This window comes from Hymenobacter terrigena (assembly GCF_054776515.1).
The window spans coordinates 401,826-418,421 of sequence record NZ_BAAHBU010000002.1 but is presented as its reverse complement, the minus strand read 5'-3'; the positions used below and the strand labels follow the sequence as shown (position 1 = coordinate 418,421).

Sequence of the window (16,596 nt, the reverse complement as noted above, 5' to 3'; positions counted from 1 at the left end):
TGAGAACGGCCCGCTACGGCACCATCATCGCCTATACCACATGGCCCGTAAGCTGCTTCTGACTGTGCTCATCATCGCCCTGCTCTTCGAGCTGGCGCTGACGGGGGGCGCGTTTTTCGCACCGGCTTTCACGCTAAAGCAGTTCGGGGTGACGTATGGCCCCGATACCACGTTTCTGGCTTACCTCGTGGCGTGGCTGCTGCTGTTTGTGTCGCTGGTAGCGGCTGTGGCTGTGGTGCAGGTGGTGCGGCGCCGGCCCGGCTTCGCTACCTGGTGCTACCTGCTGGGCGTGTGGTGGATAGGCATCGGCGCGGGTATTTATTTCGCCTTCGGCAAACCCGACAACTTGTTGCTGGATTCCGTAAAAGGACTGTTGATTATCGTCCTCACGTGGCGCTGCCAGGCCTCGCGCACCATGGCGCGGCGTTACTAGCCGAAGCTCAGTATCTTGGGGCCAATTAGCCGCTCTGCATTGTCCCGCCCTATGCCCACTTCTCACTTGCACCCGCTGGCCGTCGTTCCGAAAATCTCGCGCTTTGGCCGGGCCTTGGCCGGCGCGCAGGTACTCAAGGAAACGCTTAGCATCATCTTTCTGGGCCTGCCTTTGGTAAAGGCTGCGCCGCTGGTGCTGCTGTCGGCGCTGCCCGGCGTGGCGCTGTACCTGCTGCATTGGCAATTGGCATTGGGGCGCGTGGGGCGCGTGTTTGCGGCGGCGGTGTGGGGCTTCACCCTGATTGATGAGCTGTGGGGCCTGTTGCTGTTTCAGGAATTGGACTCGCCCACGCGGGGCCAGATTCGTTTGCTGCACTGGAGCTATTTCCTGGGGCTGGGCATTATCCTGTTGGCCTTGGGCGAGTTGGGCTGGCGTTGGCAGCGCCGCCGCGTCAAGGCCCAGCGCAACGTGCACCATAAAGCCATTCTGACGGCCCGGCAGCGCCACTAACATCAGGCCGGAGTACGTCGCCCGATTTGCTTTATCGGGCGCTTAATCCGGACTATTGGGGCGAGGGTCTGGTATATTTGCCGTTCTTCGCGGCGGGACTTCGGCCCCGTCACCCACTTGCCGCCTCGCATGGCCGACCTCAAAACGTCTCCTTCTGCTTCTTCTTCCGGCGCTAAATCCAAGCCGCCGCGCCGCCGCTGGCCGCTGCGGGTGGCCAGCTGGGCCTGGGTGCTGTTCGGTTTAGTTGTCATTCTGTTTCTGGTGTACCCGTTTCTGGTGAGCACCAATTTCATGTTCCTCTTTGGCAAATCGCCCAGCCTGGCCGATTTAGAGAACCCCAAAGTAGAGCAGGCCTCGGAAATATATACTTCGGACGGGGTCCTGATTGGCAAGTATTTCCGCGAAAACCGTTCGCCGGTGCCGCTCAATAAGATGTCGCCCGTGCTCATCAAGGCGCTTATTGCCACCGAGGACGTGCGCTTCTACAAGCACTCGGGCATCGACCTGGAGGCCGTACTCGGCGGGGTGTTTTCGTCGTTGCGCGGCGAGAAGCGCGGCGGCTCCACCATCACCCAGCAGCTGGCCAAAAACCTCTACAAAATCCGCCGCCAGCAGAGCCGCGGCGCGCTGGGCTACATCCCGGTGGTAAGCACCATCGTGGCCAAAACCAAGGAATGGCTCACGGCCGTGGACCTGGAGCAGCGCTACACCAAGGAGGAAATTCTGCGGATGTACCTCAACACCGTGGAGTACGGCTCCAGCGCGTTCGGCATCAAAGTGGCGGCCAAAACCTTCTTCAATACCTCGCCGGATAGCTTGAAACCCGAGCAGGCGGCCATGCTGGTGGGCGTGCTCAACAACCCCACGGCCTACAATCCCAAGTTCCACCCGGCCGCCGCGCTGCGCCGCCGCAACGTGGTGCTCGACCGCATGGCGCAGGCCGGCGTGCTGCCCCAGGCCGAAATCACGGCCCTCAAAGCCACGCCCATCGTGCTCGACTACCACGTCGAAAAGCACATCGACGGGCCCGATACCTACTTCCGCAGCGCCATCAGTCAGTTTGTGGATGCGTGGTGCGACAGCACGGGCCACGACATGTACCGTGACGGCCTCAAAATCTACCTCAGCATCGATTCGCGGATGCAGGCCCACGCCGAAGAAGCCTTGCACGAGCGCATGAAGGCCTTGCAGCGCCAGTTCGACAACTTCTGGAAGAACAAGGGCAAAGACCCGTGGGTGGACGACGAAGGCAACGTCATTCCCGACTTCATCATGACCCAGATGAAGCGCACCGAGAGCTACAAAACCCTCGCCAACCATTATCGAAACCAGCCGCAGCGCCTGGATTCGGCCCTGAACGCCAAGCGGCCGATGAAGGTATTCACCTGGAAGCACGACGACAACGACACCACGCTGGTGATGTCGCCGCTCGATTCGCTGGCCTACTACAAGCACTTTCTGCAGTCGGGCATGATGTGCATGGACCCCTTCACCGGCCACATCAAGGCCTGGGTGGGCGGGCTCGACTACCGCTTTTTCAAGTACGACCACGTGAAGCAGGGTAAGCGCCAGGCCGGCTCCACGTTCAAGCCCTTCGTGTACCTCACGGCCCTCGACAATGGCTACTCGCCCTGCGACCGCATCCGCGACCAGCGCGTGACCATCAAATACGTTGAAAACGGCAAGCCCATGGAATGGAAGCCCGACAACGTGACCCGCGAATACACCGGCATCAACATGACGCTGCGGCACGCTATGGCCCGCTCCGTGAACTCGGTGACGGCCCAGCTGACCGAGAAAGTAGGTTGGGACAACGTGGCCAAATACGCCCACAAAGTCGGCATCACCTCGCCGCTGCTGGCCGTGCCCAGCATCGGCCTCGGCTCGGCCGGCGACGTGAGCGTGTACGAAATGGTGGACGCCTACAGCACGTTCATGAACACCGGTTTCCGCTCCGACCCGCGCCTCGTTACGCGCATCGAGGACCGGAACGGCAACGTCATCAAGCAATTTGACCCCGTGCAGCATCGCGCCATCCCGGCCGAAACCGCCTGGCTGATGACCTACATGCTGCGCGGCGGCATGGAAGAGCCCGGCGGCACCTCCCAGGCCCTATGGGACTACGACCTCTGGCACAACGACAACCAGATTGGCGGCAAAACTGGCACCACCTCCAACTACTCCGACGGCTGGTACATGGGCATGACCAAGGACCTGATGACCGGCGTGTGGGTGGGCGGCGAAGACCGCAGCATCCATTTCACCGGCTCGCAGCAGGGCGAGGGCGGCCGCACGGCCCTGCCCATCTTCGGCAAGTTCATGGAGAAGGTTTACAAGGACAAGGAACTGGGCTACACGCCCGGCCACTTCCCGCAGCCCACCGTCAAAATCACTAAGAAGTATAACTGCGTGTCGCCCGAGGAGCCCAGCCGCCGCCGTGCCGAAGCCGTGGACACCATCGCCGCCGACAACCTCTTGGAGCAGATGAATAACGGGGGTAGCATCCCGGATAGTTTGAAGGGCGGGCGCTAGCGCACAATGTATTCGGGTGCGATATCTGCATTTTCCAGTTTTCCGCCAGCTATTAATAGCTGATTGAGTGCTTTAAATGAGGCGCTACGACTTGCGATTTTTAGGAAATCAGCCTGCTTAAAATCACCGGCTAAGTAGGAAGTCATTGCCTCCTTAATGGCCAGAAAACGAGGGTTATCGCTATACTGAATCTGGATTTGTTTTTCTTGAGAAACAAACTCAACGTAGTAGGAAGGCCAGTCAACTTGAGGAAGCATGTGCCGGCAAAATGCATCTGGTAGAAACAGCAGCAACTCGATGGCTTCATCGCGCGGAATAGAATTCGCACAAAACAGATTTACTACTTCCTCGTCCTCAAGATGCCCGTTGCTGTTGGCCACTAAGGCAATTGCTCTTCTCGTATAAGCAGGAAACTCAATCGGCATCGTGCTCATCGATATTGATTGAGAAGGGTTGCTTCCGAAAAGTTTTTTAAAGAAATTTTTCACGAGAATTGATGGGTGTTGAGCAAGCAAAACAAAGCTTCTTGCCATCATCGTATCGCCAGCCGTGGCCATCGGCTGTCTCCTACGCTACTCCGCCCCGTACAGCGCCTCCAGTGCCCCGCGCAGCTCCGGATACTCGTAGGTGAAGCCCTGCGCCAGCACCTTAGCCGCACTCACGTTCTGCGATGCCAGCACCACCTCGCTCATCTCGCCCATGGCCAGCTTCAGGCCGAAGGCCGGCACTTTGGGTAAAATCAGCGGGCGGTGCAGCACCTCGGCCAGCACTTCGGTGAAGGCCTGGTTGGTGGCGGGGTAGGGGGCCACCGCGTTGTAGGTGCCGCGCCAAGTCGGGTCTTCCAGCATAGCGATGAACAGGCGGCATAAGTCGTCGAGGTGAATCCAGGACATGTATTGCTTGCCGCTGCCCAGCGCCGCGCCCGCGCCCAGCTTCACCGGCCGGGCAATCTGGGGTAAGGCCCCGCCCTCTGTGCTCAGCACCACGCCAATGCGCGGAATCACCGTCCGGATACCCAGCGCCGCGATGGGTGCGGCCGCCAGCTCCCACTGCTGCGACACATCAGCCAGAAAATCGTTGGTGGGCACTGCCGGGGGCGTTTCCTCCGTCACCAGCTTGTCGCCGGCATCGCCATAAATCCCCACCGCCGAGGCCGAAATCACGGCCTGCACGTGGTGGCCGGGCTTGGCCAGCTCGCGGGCCAGCAGGGCCAGGCCGCCCAGCCGGCTGGTCATAATCTCGCGCTTGCGCTCGTCGGTCCACTTGCCATCGGCCACGCTGGCCCCGGCCAGGCTCACAATGTAGTCGGCGTACGGAATGGCTGCCTCGTCAATCGTGCCCGCCTGCGGGTCCCACCGGAAGCTGCGGAAGTGGCTGCTCTTGGCCGGCTCGCGGCTCAGCAGCGCCACCTCGTAGCCGCTATCAATCAGCATTTCGGCCAGGCGGGTGCCAATGAGGCCGGTGCCGCCGGTAATGAGGACTTTACGAGGTGAGTTATCGGTCATGGCTAGTATTTCGAACAAAAGTAAAACCGCCCTTCTTCCCCGCCGCCACCCCAGCCAGCTAGCCCGAGTGACAGCTTATCTAACCCGTCAGAACTATTTCCCAATCTGCCGCAGAAACTCCCGCCGCAGCGCTTCGTCCTCAGCAAAACGCCCGCCATATTCGCTGGTCAGCGTCGAGCTGCTGGTGTCGTTCACGCCCCGGCTCATCACGCAAAGGTGGTCGGCTTCGATGAGCACGGCCACATCGTCGGTGCCCAGGCTTTGCTTCAGCTCCTCGGCAATCTGGCGCGTGAGGCGCTCCTGCACCTGCGGCCGGCGGGCGTAGTACTGCACCACGCGGTTGAGCTTGCTCAGCCCCACCACGTGGCTGCCCGGCAAGTACGCCACGTGCGCCTTCCCGATAATGGGCACGAAATGGTGCTCGCAGCACGAAAAAAGCGTGATGTCGCGCTCCACCAGCAGCTGGTGGTAGTCGTAGCGGTTGTCGAACATGCGCACCTCGGGCCGGTTCTTCGGGTCGAGGCCCTTGAACCATTCCTGCACGTACATTTTGGCCACGCGGCGCGGCGTGCCGGCCAGGCTGTCGTCGGTCAGGTCGAGGCCCAGCTCGCGCATAATGGCCTCGAAATGGCCGCTGATGGCCGTAATCTTGTCCTCGTCAGTGCGCGCAAAGGCGTCATCGCGAAGAGGAGTGCGCAAGCCCGCAGGCAGATGGGCGTCGGTGGCCGGAACCGGTCCGGAAGGTTTATCCATGATATTCCACAAAGTTACGGTCCGTCTCGTAGAGCGTGACCGAGAGGGCCAGGGCCGCGTCCAGGTGCGGGCGCAAGCGCTGCCAAATTACCACGGCGATGTTTTCGGCCGTGGGGTTCAGATGCCGGAACTCTTCCGTATCCAGGTTCAGGTTGCGGTGGTCGTAGCGGTTGAGGATTTCGTGCTTGATGAGGTCGCTCAGCCGTTTCAGGTCGTACACGTAGCCGGTTTCCGGGTCGATTGCGCCAGTCAGCCGCACGGTCAGGTTGTAGTTGTGGCCGTGAAAATGCGGGTTATTGCACTTGCCAAACACCCGCTGGTTGTGGGCATCGTCCCAGGCAGGATTGTGCAAGCGGTGGGCAGCGTTGAAATGCTCGGTTCGGCAAACGGTTATCAGCATAGGCGGCTACAACCTCAGATTGCGATACTTTGTTGCGCTGCCCGGCGCCGAACTGGTAGTATTCTGAGTTTGTGGAGTCGCAATAATAAACTTTTGTAGAATTTAATGTGGCCCTGATATGATTTAATCAACAAAAATGGCATTATTCTGAAAAAAGTACGGGTTCGCAGAAGTTGCATAGAATAAAGGTCCTAAATTTGAAAAGCCGGACAACGGTACCCCTAGCAAAGGCTTTCTGACCGACCATTTTTAATGCTTTCATAAGTTTTTATTCCCATGAAACGAAGCGTACTAATTCTAATCCTGATATGCCTGGCCACGCTGGGTAGTTATGCCCAGAAATCTCCTGTTGATGAGGCAGATAAGTCAATCAACAGCATCCCCCGCAAAGGCCAGCAGGTGAGCATGCAGCTCGATAACCGCCGCGTAGAAGCCGCTTGGCTCAAGCAGTTAGGCGACAAGTTTGGCAGCAAGCTCAAGAACAACAAAGGCGTGCTCACGCTGGACGGCGTCGTTATCGAAGAAATTGCACCCAACCCGATTCGGGTTATCAGCAAGGTCGACGCTACGCCCACCGGTACCACCGTGTGGTGGAGCATTGACTTGGGCAATGCTTACCTCGGCAAGGAGTCGACGCCCGTGCAGTGGAAATCGGCCGAGAAGTACCTGAAAGACTTCGCCCGCATGATGTACCGCGAAGACCTGGTTTCGCAGATTTCGGAAGCCGAGCGTGCCCTGGTGGCCTCGCAGAACAACCACATGGCCGTTATCGAAAAGGCTAACACCATCAAAAAGGACATCGAAAAGAACAAGGCCCGCAAGCTGGAAATCCAGCAGATGCTGGCCGCTAACGCCGCCGAACTCCAGCAGTTCAACAACCTCATCGACACCAACCTGAAAGAGCAGGAGGCGGCCCGCGGCGATATTGTGAACATGCGTGTGGCCCTCGAAGCCGTGAAGGACCGCCTGAACAAAATTGAGTAGCGCCACGCTGGCCCCGGCCGACAAATCCTCCTAAAACAAAAAGCCCCGCCTTCACCGGCGGGGCTTTTGTTTGCCCGGCAGCCAACCCTGCCGGCTCAACTACGTTGGCAATAAAGGCAGTAGCTAGTGCCGTATTATCCCAACCCAAGACGCCCCAGCCATGGAAAAGACCGAAGTTCAAAACCAGGTACACCTCGATAGCGCCATCCACCTCCTCACCGGCGACCTCTCCGAAGTAACCGACCGCGCCGGTCTCGACAATCAGCTTCAGCGCTGGATTGAGGATTTGAAAGACGCCAACAACCCCGCTTTTCACCAGCTGGTAGTTGACCTGCAAGCGTTGAAGGCGCACTTCGGCAGCGGCTCGCTCGATGTGAACGTGATTGCTCCGCTGCTGGCTCGTTTGGGCACCAACACAATCCAGGCGGCCAACTTCGCCGAAGGCAACACGGCCCCGCGGGTAGCCAAACTGGGCGAAACCCTATCAGCCGTGGCCGCGCAACTGAAAGGCGGCTCCGTAACCCCTGACGGCACCGTGCCGCAGGATATGTCGTCGCACGACTAAACTGCCCGTTCAGCGCCAGCTGGTGCTACTACAAACCTAAAAAAGCCGGCCCCACGCATGGGGCCGGCTTTTTTATTATTCAACAACCCAAAGGTTGCGGCAATGCTTATGCTACGGGAGCCTTGGCTACCACGTTCAAGCGACGCTCTTTGATACGAGCCTGCTTGCCCGAGAGGCCGCGCAGGTAGAACAGACGGGCACGACGTACTTTACCGCGACGGATAACCTCGATTTTCTCGATGTTAGGCGACAGCAGGGGGAAGATACGCTCGGTACCGATTTGGTTCGAAATCTTGCGAACGGTGAAGGTTTCGCCGTTCGAGCTGGGGTTACGACGCTGCAACACCACGCCCTGGAACTGCTGAATGCGCTCCTTGGCACCTTCACGGATTTTCACGTGCACGTTAATCGTGTCGCCGGCGGCGAACTGGGGGAAGCTGGCGCGGCGCTCCTGCGATTCGGCCTGGATAAAGTCAAGTAGTACGCTCATGGCTGAGAAAATTGCGAAAGACGGCGCCGCCGTCGGGAATTAGTATTTTATCGAAACGGAGCGCAAAGATAGCGCTTTCAAGTGATGATAGCAAGGGGTTTGTAGAACATGATTTAGCTTGTTCCCTGATTTGCTGTTAATTCAAGCGTATTTCAGGGGGTGGAACAAGCCAAAGCCGGTGCTACGAGAGCAAATCGGGGCGGCGGGCCTGGGTACGGGCCAGGGCCTGGTCGTGCCGCCACTCTTCAATTTTGGGGGTGTTGCCCGAAAGCAGGATTTCCGGTACGGCCTGCCCGCGCCACTCGGCCGGCCGGGTGTAGATAGGCGGAGCCAGCAAATCATCCTGAAACGAGTCGGATAAAGCGGATTCTTCGTTGCCCAGCACGCCAGGCAGCAGCCGCACCACGGCATCAACCAGAATAGCTGCGCCGAGCTCGCCGCCGCTCAGCACGTAGTCGCCCACGCTGATTTCGTGGGTGATGTAGGTCTGGCGAATGCGCTCATCGATGCCCTTGTAGTGGCCGCAGAGCATGATGATGTTCTGCATCAGCGAGAGGCGGTTGGCCAGCGGCTGGCGCAGGGTTTCGCCATCGGGCGTGAGGTAGACGATGGCGTCGTAAGCACGCTGAGCCATCAACTCATCCATCCACGCCGCAATGGGCTCGACGCGGAGCACCATACCAGCGCCGCCACCAAACACGAAGTCATCAATCTGGCCGTGCTTGTTGATGGCTTTATCGCGTAGCTGGTGTACGTGGATTTCGGCCAGGCCTTTGTCCTGCGCCCGCTTCACGATGGAATAGGCAAAGGGGCTGACCAGCAATTCCGGCAGACAGGTGAGGATATCGATTCTCATGAAAGTAGCGCGGACTTTTAGTCCGCGAGTCGGTCAATGCATTCGGAGTTTGTTGCCCGCGGACTAAAAGTCCGTGCTACTCGGCTTCGTCAGCTTCGTCCTGCTGGCGGGTGCTGGGCTTGAGGTACACGTCGAGCAGGCCGTCGGGCAGGTTTACGTAAATCTCCTTTTTGGCATGGTCGGCGTGGCTAATCAACTCATCGACTACAGGAATCAGGACTTCCTGGCCCTGGTAGCGCATGGCCAGCATGTCCTGCTGGGGCAGCTCATAAAAATTTTCCACGGTGCCCAAGGTGCCCAGATTTTCATCAACCACCGAGAAGCCGATAACGTCATGGAAATAGAACTGGTCGTCTTTCAGCTCGGGCAGGGCGGCCAGGGGCAGGTGCAGTTGGGAGCCGCGCAGGGGCTCGGCTTCCTCAATTCGGTCGATGCCGCGTAATTTGAGAAGCACCCTGTTGCCGGACTGGGGCTGCACCTTTTCAATCTGGTGCTCCACCAGCTTGGTGGGGGCACCGGCCAGGGTGAGGTACACCGTTTTGAGCTTGGTGTAGGCCGCAACATCGTCCACATCGAAGTGCGCCACCAGGTGGCCGCGCAGGCCGTGGGTTTTGATGAGATAGCCGAGCTGATAGGTTTCGTCGAGCGTCATGATAGGGGAGAGGGATAACGAAAAAGCGTTTGGGGTTGCCAGCCGGTCCGGCTCACAACTCCCAAACGCTTTCGGTTTTCAGGTACCTAAAAACTACTCGGCAGCAGCTTCGGTAGCTTCTTCAGCCGGAGCCTCGGTGGCTTCGTCGGCAGCCGGAGCATTAGCAGCCAGCAGCGCAGCAGCTTTCTGACGCTGAGCTTCGGCGCGAGCCTCTTTTACCTTGGTTTCGGCGTCGAAAGCAGCTTTCTTGGCGGTAGCCTTGGCATCAACGAGGCCGGTGCGCTTGCCTTCGATTTTGGCATCTTTCTCGTCTTTCCAGGCGCTGAAACGCTGGTCAGCAACTTCCTGGGTGATGGCACCCTTGTCAACACCCAGCTGGAGGTGACGACGGTAGAGCACGCCGCGGTAGCTGAGCATGGCCCGAACGGTGTCGGTGGGCTGAGCACCGGTCATCATCCAGTAGAACGCGCGGTCGGCGTCGTAGTTGATGGTGGCGGGGTTGGTTTGGGGGTTGTAGGTGCCGAGTTTCTCGATGAAACGGCCATCGCGGGGAGCGCGGGCGTCAGCTACTACGATGTCGTAAGTCGCGGCCTTTTTGCGGCCACGGCGGGCGAGGCGGATTTTAACTGCCATAAACCGGTGGGGTTGTGTGACGGAGCTCGTCCGTCGGGTGAGGGTTTCCCGAAATTGGGAGTGCAAAGGTAGCGTTTGTTCAGGGCATTAGCTAGTCAGGAAACAAAAAAAGCCCTGGCGCGCAGCCAGGGCTTTCTTAAAATTTCAACCGATGATTACGCGGCTATGGCTTCGCGTTTGGGTTTGGCCAGTTTGGAAATGGCGCTCAGGTTCATGTTTTTGCGCTTCACCTTGATGATGCCCACTTTGTCGAGGCCCCAGATGGCGACGTAGGTGGGGTCGAATTCCCACCATTTCACGCCGAAGTTGACGCGCATGGGCAGCTTGTGGTGGTTATTCTGGAACAGCTCGCCAAAGGCCAGGAAATCCAGCGCCAAGGTGTTGCGCGATTTGTCGCGGTTGTCGAAGTTCTGGTAGCCGTATTTATGGCCGCCCCAGTTCACGATGGCACCGTGAATAGGCCCCATCAGGAAGTGAATGGGCAACAGCAGGTACTGCCACCACGCCGTGGCAAAGTTGATGTAGAACAGCACGTAGGCCGTGCCCCAGCCGAGGCGCGAATACACGGTGCCGCCAAATTTATCGAGCCAGTTCCACTCGGGAATGTCGCCTTCGAAGCGCTTGGCACCATCGTGGTTGTGGTTCACTACGTCGTTGTAAATCACCTTGGTCTTCCACATCATATCGAACGCGTTGTTCGAGAAGTGGGGCGAGTGCGGGTCCAGCTCGGTATCGGAATAAGCGTGGTGCATGCGGTGCAGCAGCGCGTAGGCCCGGGGCGAGAGGAAGCTGCTGCCTTGGCAGATGTAGGTGAACAGGAAGAAAAACTTCTCCCAGAACTTGTTCATCGTAAACATCTTGTGCGCCGCGTAGCGGTGCAGATAAAAAGTCTGGGTGAACAGCGACAGGTAATAGTGAGCAACGAAGAAAATCAGAATAGCCATAAAAGCTGGAATAGGGAAGCTGACCGCACAAGCAAAAGTGCCAGGCTTAGGTTCAGCAGTGACAATACAAAATTACGGCCGGGGTGAGCGCAGCGGGATTTTCGGTCCGGGAAGGCCAAAATCTTGCACGTAGTGCGAGCTTTTAACACGTAGTGCGAGCTTTTAAATCGCAAGCCTTTTGACCCGAAGTGATGCTCGCAGACTAAAAGTTCGCGCTACTTGTAGTACTCGCGGGCGGCGTCCCAGTGCGAGGCATCGGGCAGCGGGGCCACGAAATTCATCAACTCTTTCGTGACGGGGTGCTGCAATTGCAGCTGGCGGGCGTGCAAGGCAATGCTTACGTCGGGCAGCGGGGCGATGAAGCCGTATTTCACGTCGCCGATGATGGGCGTGCCAAGGCCGGTGGCCAGCTGGGTCCGAATCTGGTGGGGGCGGCCGGTGACGGGGTTTACCTGCAATAAATAGCGGTTGCCGGCAGGCCCGAGCAACTCGTAGCTCAGCTCGGAGCGCAGGCCCTGGCTGTGCTTTTCGGGGTAAGCTTTGGTGACGTTGCGCACGGTGTCTTTCACCAGCCAGTGCACCAGGGTGCCGCTCTCGGGCACGGGTGGGCGGCCGGTGAGGGCCCAGTAGGTTTTGTGAATTTTGTCGTCGCGGAACATCTCGTTCAGGCGGCTCAGAGCCTTGCTGGTCTTGGCCAGGATGACGATGCCCGACACCGGCCGGTCGATGCGGTGGCACACGCCCACAAAGGCCTCGCCGGGCTTCTTGTACTTGAAGCGCAGGTATTCGGCAGCTTTTTTGGAGAGGGGCTCGTCGCCGGTGGCATCGCCCTGCACGAGGATGCCGGCGGGCTTGTTGATGACGAGCAGGTGGTTGTCTTCGAACAGAATTTCTCTGCCTTCGGACCAGAGGTTGGGACGATTCACGCGGCGGGAACGGGCGGGATATTGGACTATTGGCAGGAGCAGGCCAGCGCCCCTCGGGGGCTACTGCACGACATCAGACCACACGCACCGGGTGCTCCGCTCCTGCTGTTGATGGGACGAAGATACGAAGCTGGGCGGGAGTACGCAGAGTAATGGCTGCCATCCCGAACGCAAAGAAGGACCTTACCACGGCTGAACAATTCGTTCGGGCGTAGCAAGGTCCTTCTTTGCGTTCGGGATGACAAACAGGAATTAATACCCTTCCTCCTTGCTTGGGAATTCGCGGCTCTTCACATCGGCCACGTAGTGTTGCACGGCCTCGGTCATCACGTCGTGCAGCTCGGCGTAGCGGCGCAGGAAACGGGGTTTGAACTCTTTGGTGATGCCCAGCAGGTCGTGCACCACCAACACCTGGCCGTCCACATCGGGGCCGGCGCCGATGCCGATGACGGGAATGGTGAGCTCTGCGGCCACTTGCTTGGCCAGGGCAGCCGGTATCTTTTCGAGCACCAGCCCAAAGCAGCCGATTTCCTGGAGCAGGCGCGCGTCTTCGAGGAGCTTCTTGGCCTCGGCTTCTTCCTTGGCGCGCACGCTGTAGGTGCCGAATTTGTAGATGGACTGCGGCGTGAGGCCAAGGTGGCCCATGACCGGGATGCCGGCCGTGAGAATGCGCGTGATGCTGTCCTTAATCTCGGCCCCGCCTTCGAGCTTGATGCCGTGGGCGCCCGATTCCTTCATGATGCGGATGGCCGAGCGCAGCGCCTCCGACGAGTTGCCCTGATAAGAGCCAAAGGGCATGTCGACCACCACGAAGGCGCGCTTCACGGCGCGCACCACGCTCTGGGCGTGGTAAATCATCTGGTCGAGGGTGATGGGCAGGGTGGTTTCGTGGCCGGCCATGACGTTGGACGCCGAGTCGCCCACGAGCAGCACATCAACGCCCGCGCCGTCGAGAATCTGGGCCATCGAGTAGTCGTAGGCGGTGAGCATGGAGATTTTTTCCCCCCGCTCTTTCATGGCGAGCATCTGGTGGGTGGTGATGAGTTTGACTTCCTTGTGCTGAGACATGGCGGGCAGGCAGGTTTGCGAGATAAAAAGCCGTTTGGCGGGGCAAAGCTGGCAACAATTTCGTTAGCCCGCGCCGCGCGCCCAGCAAAAAGCCCCTGGCCGAAGCGCAGGGGCTGAAAACGAAATGTACCGTTTAGCTTGGGCTTACTGATACTGGGCGTAGCGGTTGCGGTTCAGCTTGAGGTCCTGCAACAGGCTGCTCTTGGCCGCGATGGTGAAGTTGTAGCCCTTGAGCTGGCCGAAGGGAATCCAGGTCCCGTTAATCTGCCAGCAGTGCAGGTCGCGGAAGAACGACACGGTGGGAAAGGTAACGGCCGCACTGGTGAAGTCATACCCAAAGCCGGTGGTGAAACGCAGGTTTTCGGTGAGTTTGATGGAGCCATCGGCCCGGATGTTGTTGAGGGCCAGGATGGGCGGGCGCTTGTTGGCCGATGTGAGGGGCACCGCGTTGGTCGTATAGCCGGCCGAGTACGACAGGTTAAGCTCCCACGGAATGTCAAAATCGACGTAGTCGGCGTAGTAGTTGGGGCCTACCGCGCCCAGGCTGGGGTTGTTGGCCGGAGCCACGGCGCGGGGCACGGCGCTTTTCTTCTTGCCAGTGGCGGGGTTGAAGGAGTAGTTGGTCTGGAAGCTGGCCGAAGCCAGGCGCAGCAGCTTGCGCGGGTCGGCTTCAAACAGGAATTTATTGATGGGCCGGCCCTGGCTGTCGCGCTGGTACGCCTCGAAGCTGGCCCCGCTGTTGAGGCTAAGCTTCTTGGCGACTTGGGTGCGGAAAATCACGTTCAGCGGGGTGAGCTTCTGGACGCCGGGCAGGGCCGCAAAGTTGTAGCCGATGTTAAAATCAAGCCCGTCAATCAGGCTCACTTTTTTGAAGGGGTTGAGGCCGGTGGTGTCTTTGGAATCGCGCACCTTCATTTCCACCGAGTTTTGCAGGCTGAAGGAAACCTGACTCTGGCGGGCGCCACCAGGCACCGAGTACAGAAAGTTGCTGTAGTTGTTGAAGGCGTAGCTATTGAGAATAGCGGCGTCGGTGGGGTTATTAGCGAATAAGGTCTGGCCGAACTGGTTGGTGTAGCCATTCAGTACATTGGCACCTTGCGGATACACACTCGCCCGCTTATCCAGCGGCGGAGCGTAGGCGTAGTTCAGGCTGGGCGTGGCTTTGTGGCGGATGGCCTGGATTTTATGCGTGCCTTTGCGCACGATGGTGCCGTAGAACGTGGTGTTCAGGCTCAGGGCCGCCGAATAGCCATTGATACGGTTGAAGCCATACGCAGTATCGATGCGGACGGCCTTGGCCTCGGAGATGTAGCTGTAGTTCAGCTTCTGAGCAAACCACACTTCGCTGTACGATACCGACGGGTTCAGCTTGAGGTGCGGCCCGAGCGAGTAAGACCCTAGCCCAATGCCGAACTGATGCTGCATGCCGTTGCGGGAGTTGGCCAGTAGCCGGCCGATGTTGGCAAAGCTTACCGGAATGTTGGTAGGCGTGCTGGTGCCGCCCAGCAGCGGCAGGCCGTTGCTCAGGGTGCGCGACGTGAGCACGTTGCTCAGCTCGTTGCGGGCCGTCACGTTGTAGCTGAACGTGAACTGCTCGTAGGTGTTGGCTCCCAGCTTGCCGCCCGCGCCCGGCTTGATGCCAAACCACTGGTACGGGTACTGCCGCGCCAGGCCCACGCTGATGTCGGGCAGCACGAAGGTCATGGTGCCGTCGGTGCCCTGGCTCTGGCTCACTTTGATGTCGTAGTTCCAGGGCGAGTTCCGAATCTGCTTCGAGTAGCCGATGCTGGAGCTGAACTGCGTGGACAGGTAGCGGCGCGCATCCAGGCTGTTCACCTTGTTGAAGCTGCTGGTGCCGGCGTTCACGCTGGCCGTGAAGCGCCCACCGCCGGGCTTGGGCACCGGCGTGTGGTTCCAGGTAACCCAGAACGAGTTGGACGACGGCGGCTTGATGTAGACCGGCGTGGTCGTGAGGGCGTCGGTGGCCAGGATGGGGTTGAGCGGCCGGTTCGAGAAGCGGAAGTTGAAATTGCCCTGGTAGGTGTAGCGCTTCAGGTACGAAATATCGGCGGTGGCCCCGAAGCCGCCCCAGGTCTGGGCGTTGCCGGCGTAGATGTCGCCGGTGAGGCGCACGCCGATGTAGTCATTCGGAGCAAAGTAGTAGCCGCCGTTGGTGAGGTAGTAGCCGCGGTCGGCCGCCTGCCCAAACGTGGGAATGAGCACCCCCGAGCCCCGGCTCTTTTTCGGCGTTGGGAAGAAGCCGAACAGGAAGCCCAGCGGCGTGGGAATGTCGCCAATCACGAGGTTGAACGGCCCGGTCACCACTTTCTCGCCCGGAATCACCTTCATGCGCTTGGCCTGAATGTAGAAGTGCGGGTGCTCCAGGTTGCAGGTAGTGTAGCGCCCCAGCAGGCCGTTAATGTCGCCGTTGGGCATGCGCTTGATGGTGGAGGCGCTCACGTAGCCTTCGCCCTGGGTGGTCACGGCTTCGGTCACCTTGGCCTTCTTGCTCTTGAAGTTGTAGGCAATGCTGCCGGCCGTGTACAGGCCGCCCTTGTCCTTGAGCACGGGCCGGCCTTCCAGCTTGTGCTTCAGTGAGTCGAGCCGGCCATCGGCCTGCATGGTGTTGGTGCCGTAGTTGATGGTGATGAGGTAGGCCTTCAAATCGGTGTCGCCATACGTCACGCTCGACTTGTTATAGAGCCGCGCCACTTTCTGGGTCACGTCGAACTGAATCGAATCCTGCGCCTTGTAGTTGATGGTAGTTTCAATCTGGCCTTTGGGCCGGGCCGCCACTTGCAGCGAGTCGTTGGCGCGGCGCACGCCGTTCACCAGCCGGCTGGTGTCGGTGGGTGCGTTGGGGCCGCCGGGGCGGGCCAGTGTGTCGGGCACCGGCTTGTGCGAAGCGCCGGGTATGCGCGACTGGCCGGTGTTGCGCACGCCGGGCGGGGGCGGCCCCACGGGGTCGCGCGGGTCCACGGAGATATTGCGTACCGGCGGGGTGGGGGCCGAGCCGGGGCGCTGGCCGGGCTTGGCCGGTGGAATAGCCTTGGGACGGGCCACGGTGGTGGTGTCGCCCTGGCTGGTGGGAGCCGCCAGAATGGCTTTCACCCGCGCCTTCCGGGCCTGGATTTTGGCTTTGCGCGCGGTTTTGGGTTGGGTGGGCGTGCCGGTCTGGCCCCAGGCGGCATCGGCTAGGCCCGTTAGTAGTAGAAAAAAGAGGCCAAACAGGCCGGGAGATGCCCATAAAAAGCCGGCGCGGCGGCGCGGCGCGGGCCGGAAATCAGCTTCGGAACGAAGGCCAAACCAAACAGGCAAAGTATAGTAGCAGTTAAATCGTTTACT

17 protein-coding genes are annotated in these 16,596 nt (G+C 59.6%); 5 read left to right on the top strand and 12 right to left on the bottom strand.

The annotated features are described in order from the left end of the window. Positions 1 to 40: 40 nt before the first annotated feature. From ACYU7Q_RS08675 to ACYU7Q_RS08665, 3 genes are all read left to right on the top strand, one after another. Complete coding sequence (locus tag ACYU7Q_RS08675; protein WP_460609054.1) at positions 41 to 433, top strand: hypothetical protein; 393 nt, start codon at positions 41 to 43, stop codon at positions 431 to 433. 51 nt (positions 434 to 484) lie between these two features. Further along, positions 485 to 943, top strand: coding sequence for a hypothetical protein (locus ACYU7Q_RS08670; protein ID WP_460609053.1), 459 nt, complete (start codon positions 485 to 487; stop codon positions 941 to 943). A gap of 129 nt (positions 944 to 1,072) precedes the next feature. Further along, a complete protein-coding gene (locus ACYU7Q_RS08665; protein ID WP_460609052.1) occupies positions 1,073 to 3,475 on the top strand; it encodes a penicillin-binding protein 1A in 2,403 nt (800 codons plus the stop codon). Here the strand turns inward: ACYU7Q_RS08665 and ACYU7Q_RS08660 are convergent. The 4 genes from ACYU7Q_RS08660 to ACYU7Q_RS08645 form a co-directional block, all read right to left on the bottom strand. After that, complete coding sequence (locus tag ACYU7Q_RS08660; RefSeq protein WP_460609051.1) at positions 3,472 to 4,032, bottom strand: hypothetical protein; 561 nt, start codon at positions 4,030 to 4,032, stop codon at positions 3,472 to 3,474. The genes ACYU7Q_RS08665 and ACYU7Q_RS08660 overlap by 4 nt on opposite strands. Before the next feature lie 15 nt (positions 4,033 to 4,047). Beyond that, entirely contained in the window at positions 4,048 to 4,980 is a 933-nt protein-coding gene (locus ACYU7Q_RS08655; protein ID WP_460609050.1) for a TIGR01777 family oxidoreductase, read from the bottom strand. A 93-nt stretch (positions 4,981 to 5,073) separates the two neighbouring features. Next, positions 5,074 to 5,733 (bottom strand): GTP cyclohydrolase I, encoded by a 660-nt coding sequence (gene folE / locus ACYU7Q_RS08650; protein WP_460609049.1) that lies wholly within the window; start codon positions 5,731 to 5,733, stop codon positions 5,074 to 5,076. Beyond that, positions 5,726 to 6,133, bottom strand: coding sequence for a 6-pyruvoyl trahydropterin synthase family protein (locus ACYU7Q_RS08645; protein ID WP_460609048.1), 408 nt, complete (start codon positions 6,131 to 6,133; stop codon positions 5,726 to 5,728). Before ACYU7Q_RS08645 ends, folE begins: the two co-directional genes overlap by 8 nt. A gap of 276 nt (positions 6,134 to 6,409) precedes the next feature. On the opposite strand from ACYU7Q_RS08645, the gene ACYU7Q_RS08640 reads away from it, so the two are divergent. Together ACYU7Q_RS08640 and ACYU7Q_RS08635 are read left to right on the top strand one after the other, a co-directional pair. Next, on the top strand, positions 6,410 to 7,117 hold the full coding sequence (locus tag ACYU7Q_RS08640) for a hypothetical protein (protein WP_460609047.1): 708 nt from the start codon (positions 6,410 to 6,412) through the stop codon (positions 7,115 to 7,117). Between the two features lie 160 nt (positions 7,118 to 7,277). Continuing rightward, positions 7,278 to 7,682, top strand: a complete 405-nt coding sequence (locus ACYU7Q_RS08635; RefSeq protein WP_460609046.1) for a hypothetical protein — start codon at positions 7,278 to 7,280, stop codon at positions 7,680 to 7,682. Between the two features lie 106 nt (positions 7,683 to 7,788). Here the strand turns inward: ACYU7Q_RS08635 and rplS are convergent, their stop codons facing one another. The 8 genes from rplS to ACYU7Q_RS08595 all read right to left on the bottom strand — a co-directional run bounded on the left by rplS (position 7,789) and on the right by ACYU7Q_RS08595 (position 16,569). Next, positions 7,789 to 8,172 (bottom strand): 50S ribosomal protein L19, encoded by a 384-nt coding sequence (gene rplS, locus ACYU7Q_RS08630; RefSeq protein WP_460609045.1) that lies wholly within the window; start codon positions 8,170 to 8,172, stop codon positions 7,789 to 7,791. A gap of 181 nt (positions 8,173 to 8,353) precedes the next feature. Further along, positions 8,354 to 9,028: a tRNA (guanine(37)-N(1))-methyltransferase gene (trmD, locus tag ACYU7Q_RS08625; protein ID WP_460609044.1), complete on the bottom strand. Its 675-nt coding sequence runs from the start codon at positions 9,026 to 9,028 to the stop codon at positions 8,354 to 8,356. Between the two features lie 76 nt (positions 9,029 to 9,104). Next, the gene (gene rimM, locus ACYU7Q_RS08620) at positions 9,105 to 9,680 is read right to left on the bottom strand and encodes a ribosome maturation factor RimM (protein ID WP_460609043.1); all 576 of its coding nucleotides are present in this window, start codon (positions 9,678 to 9,680) and stop codon (positions 9,105 to 9,107) included. A gap of 93 nt (positions 9,681 to 9,773) precedes the next feature. After that, positions 9,774 to 10,313, bottom strand: coding sequence for a 30S ribosomal protein S16 (locus ACYU7Q_RS08615; RefSeq protein ID WP_460609042.1), 540 nt, complete (start codon positions 10,311 to 10,313; stop codon positions 9,774 to 9,776). A gap of 155 nt (positions 10,314 to 10,468) precedes the next feature. Next, positions 10,469 to 11,257: an acyl-CoA desaturase gene (locus ACYU7Q_RS08610; RefSeq protein ID WP_460609041.1), complete on the bottom strand. Its 789-nt coding sequence runs from the start codon at positions 11,255 to 11,257 to the stop codon at positions 10,469 to 10,471. 215 nt (positions 11,258 to 11,472) lie between these two features. After that, entirely contained in the window at positions 11,473 to 12,183 is a 711-nt protein-coding gene (locus ACYU7Q_RS08605; protein ID WP_460609040.1) for an RluA family pseudouridine synthase, read from the bottom strand. A gap of 252 nt (positions 12,184 to 12,435) precedes the next feature. Further along, positions 12,436 to 13,251: a 3-methyl-2-oxobutanoate hydroxymethyltransferase gene (gene panB / locus ACYU7Q_RS08600; protein ID WP_460609039.1), complete on the bottom strand. Its 816-nt coding sequence runs from the start codon at positions 13,249 to 13,251 to the stop codon at positions 12,436 to 12,438. Positions 13,252 to 13,395: 144 nt separating this feature from the next. Continuing rightward, a complete protein-coding gene (locus ACYU7Q_RS08595; RefSeq protein WP_460609038.1) occupies positions 13,396 to 16,569 on the bottom strand; it encodes an LPS-assembly protein LptD in 3,174 nt (1,057 codons plus the stop codon). Positions 16,570 to 16,596: the final 27 nt, after the last annotated feature.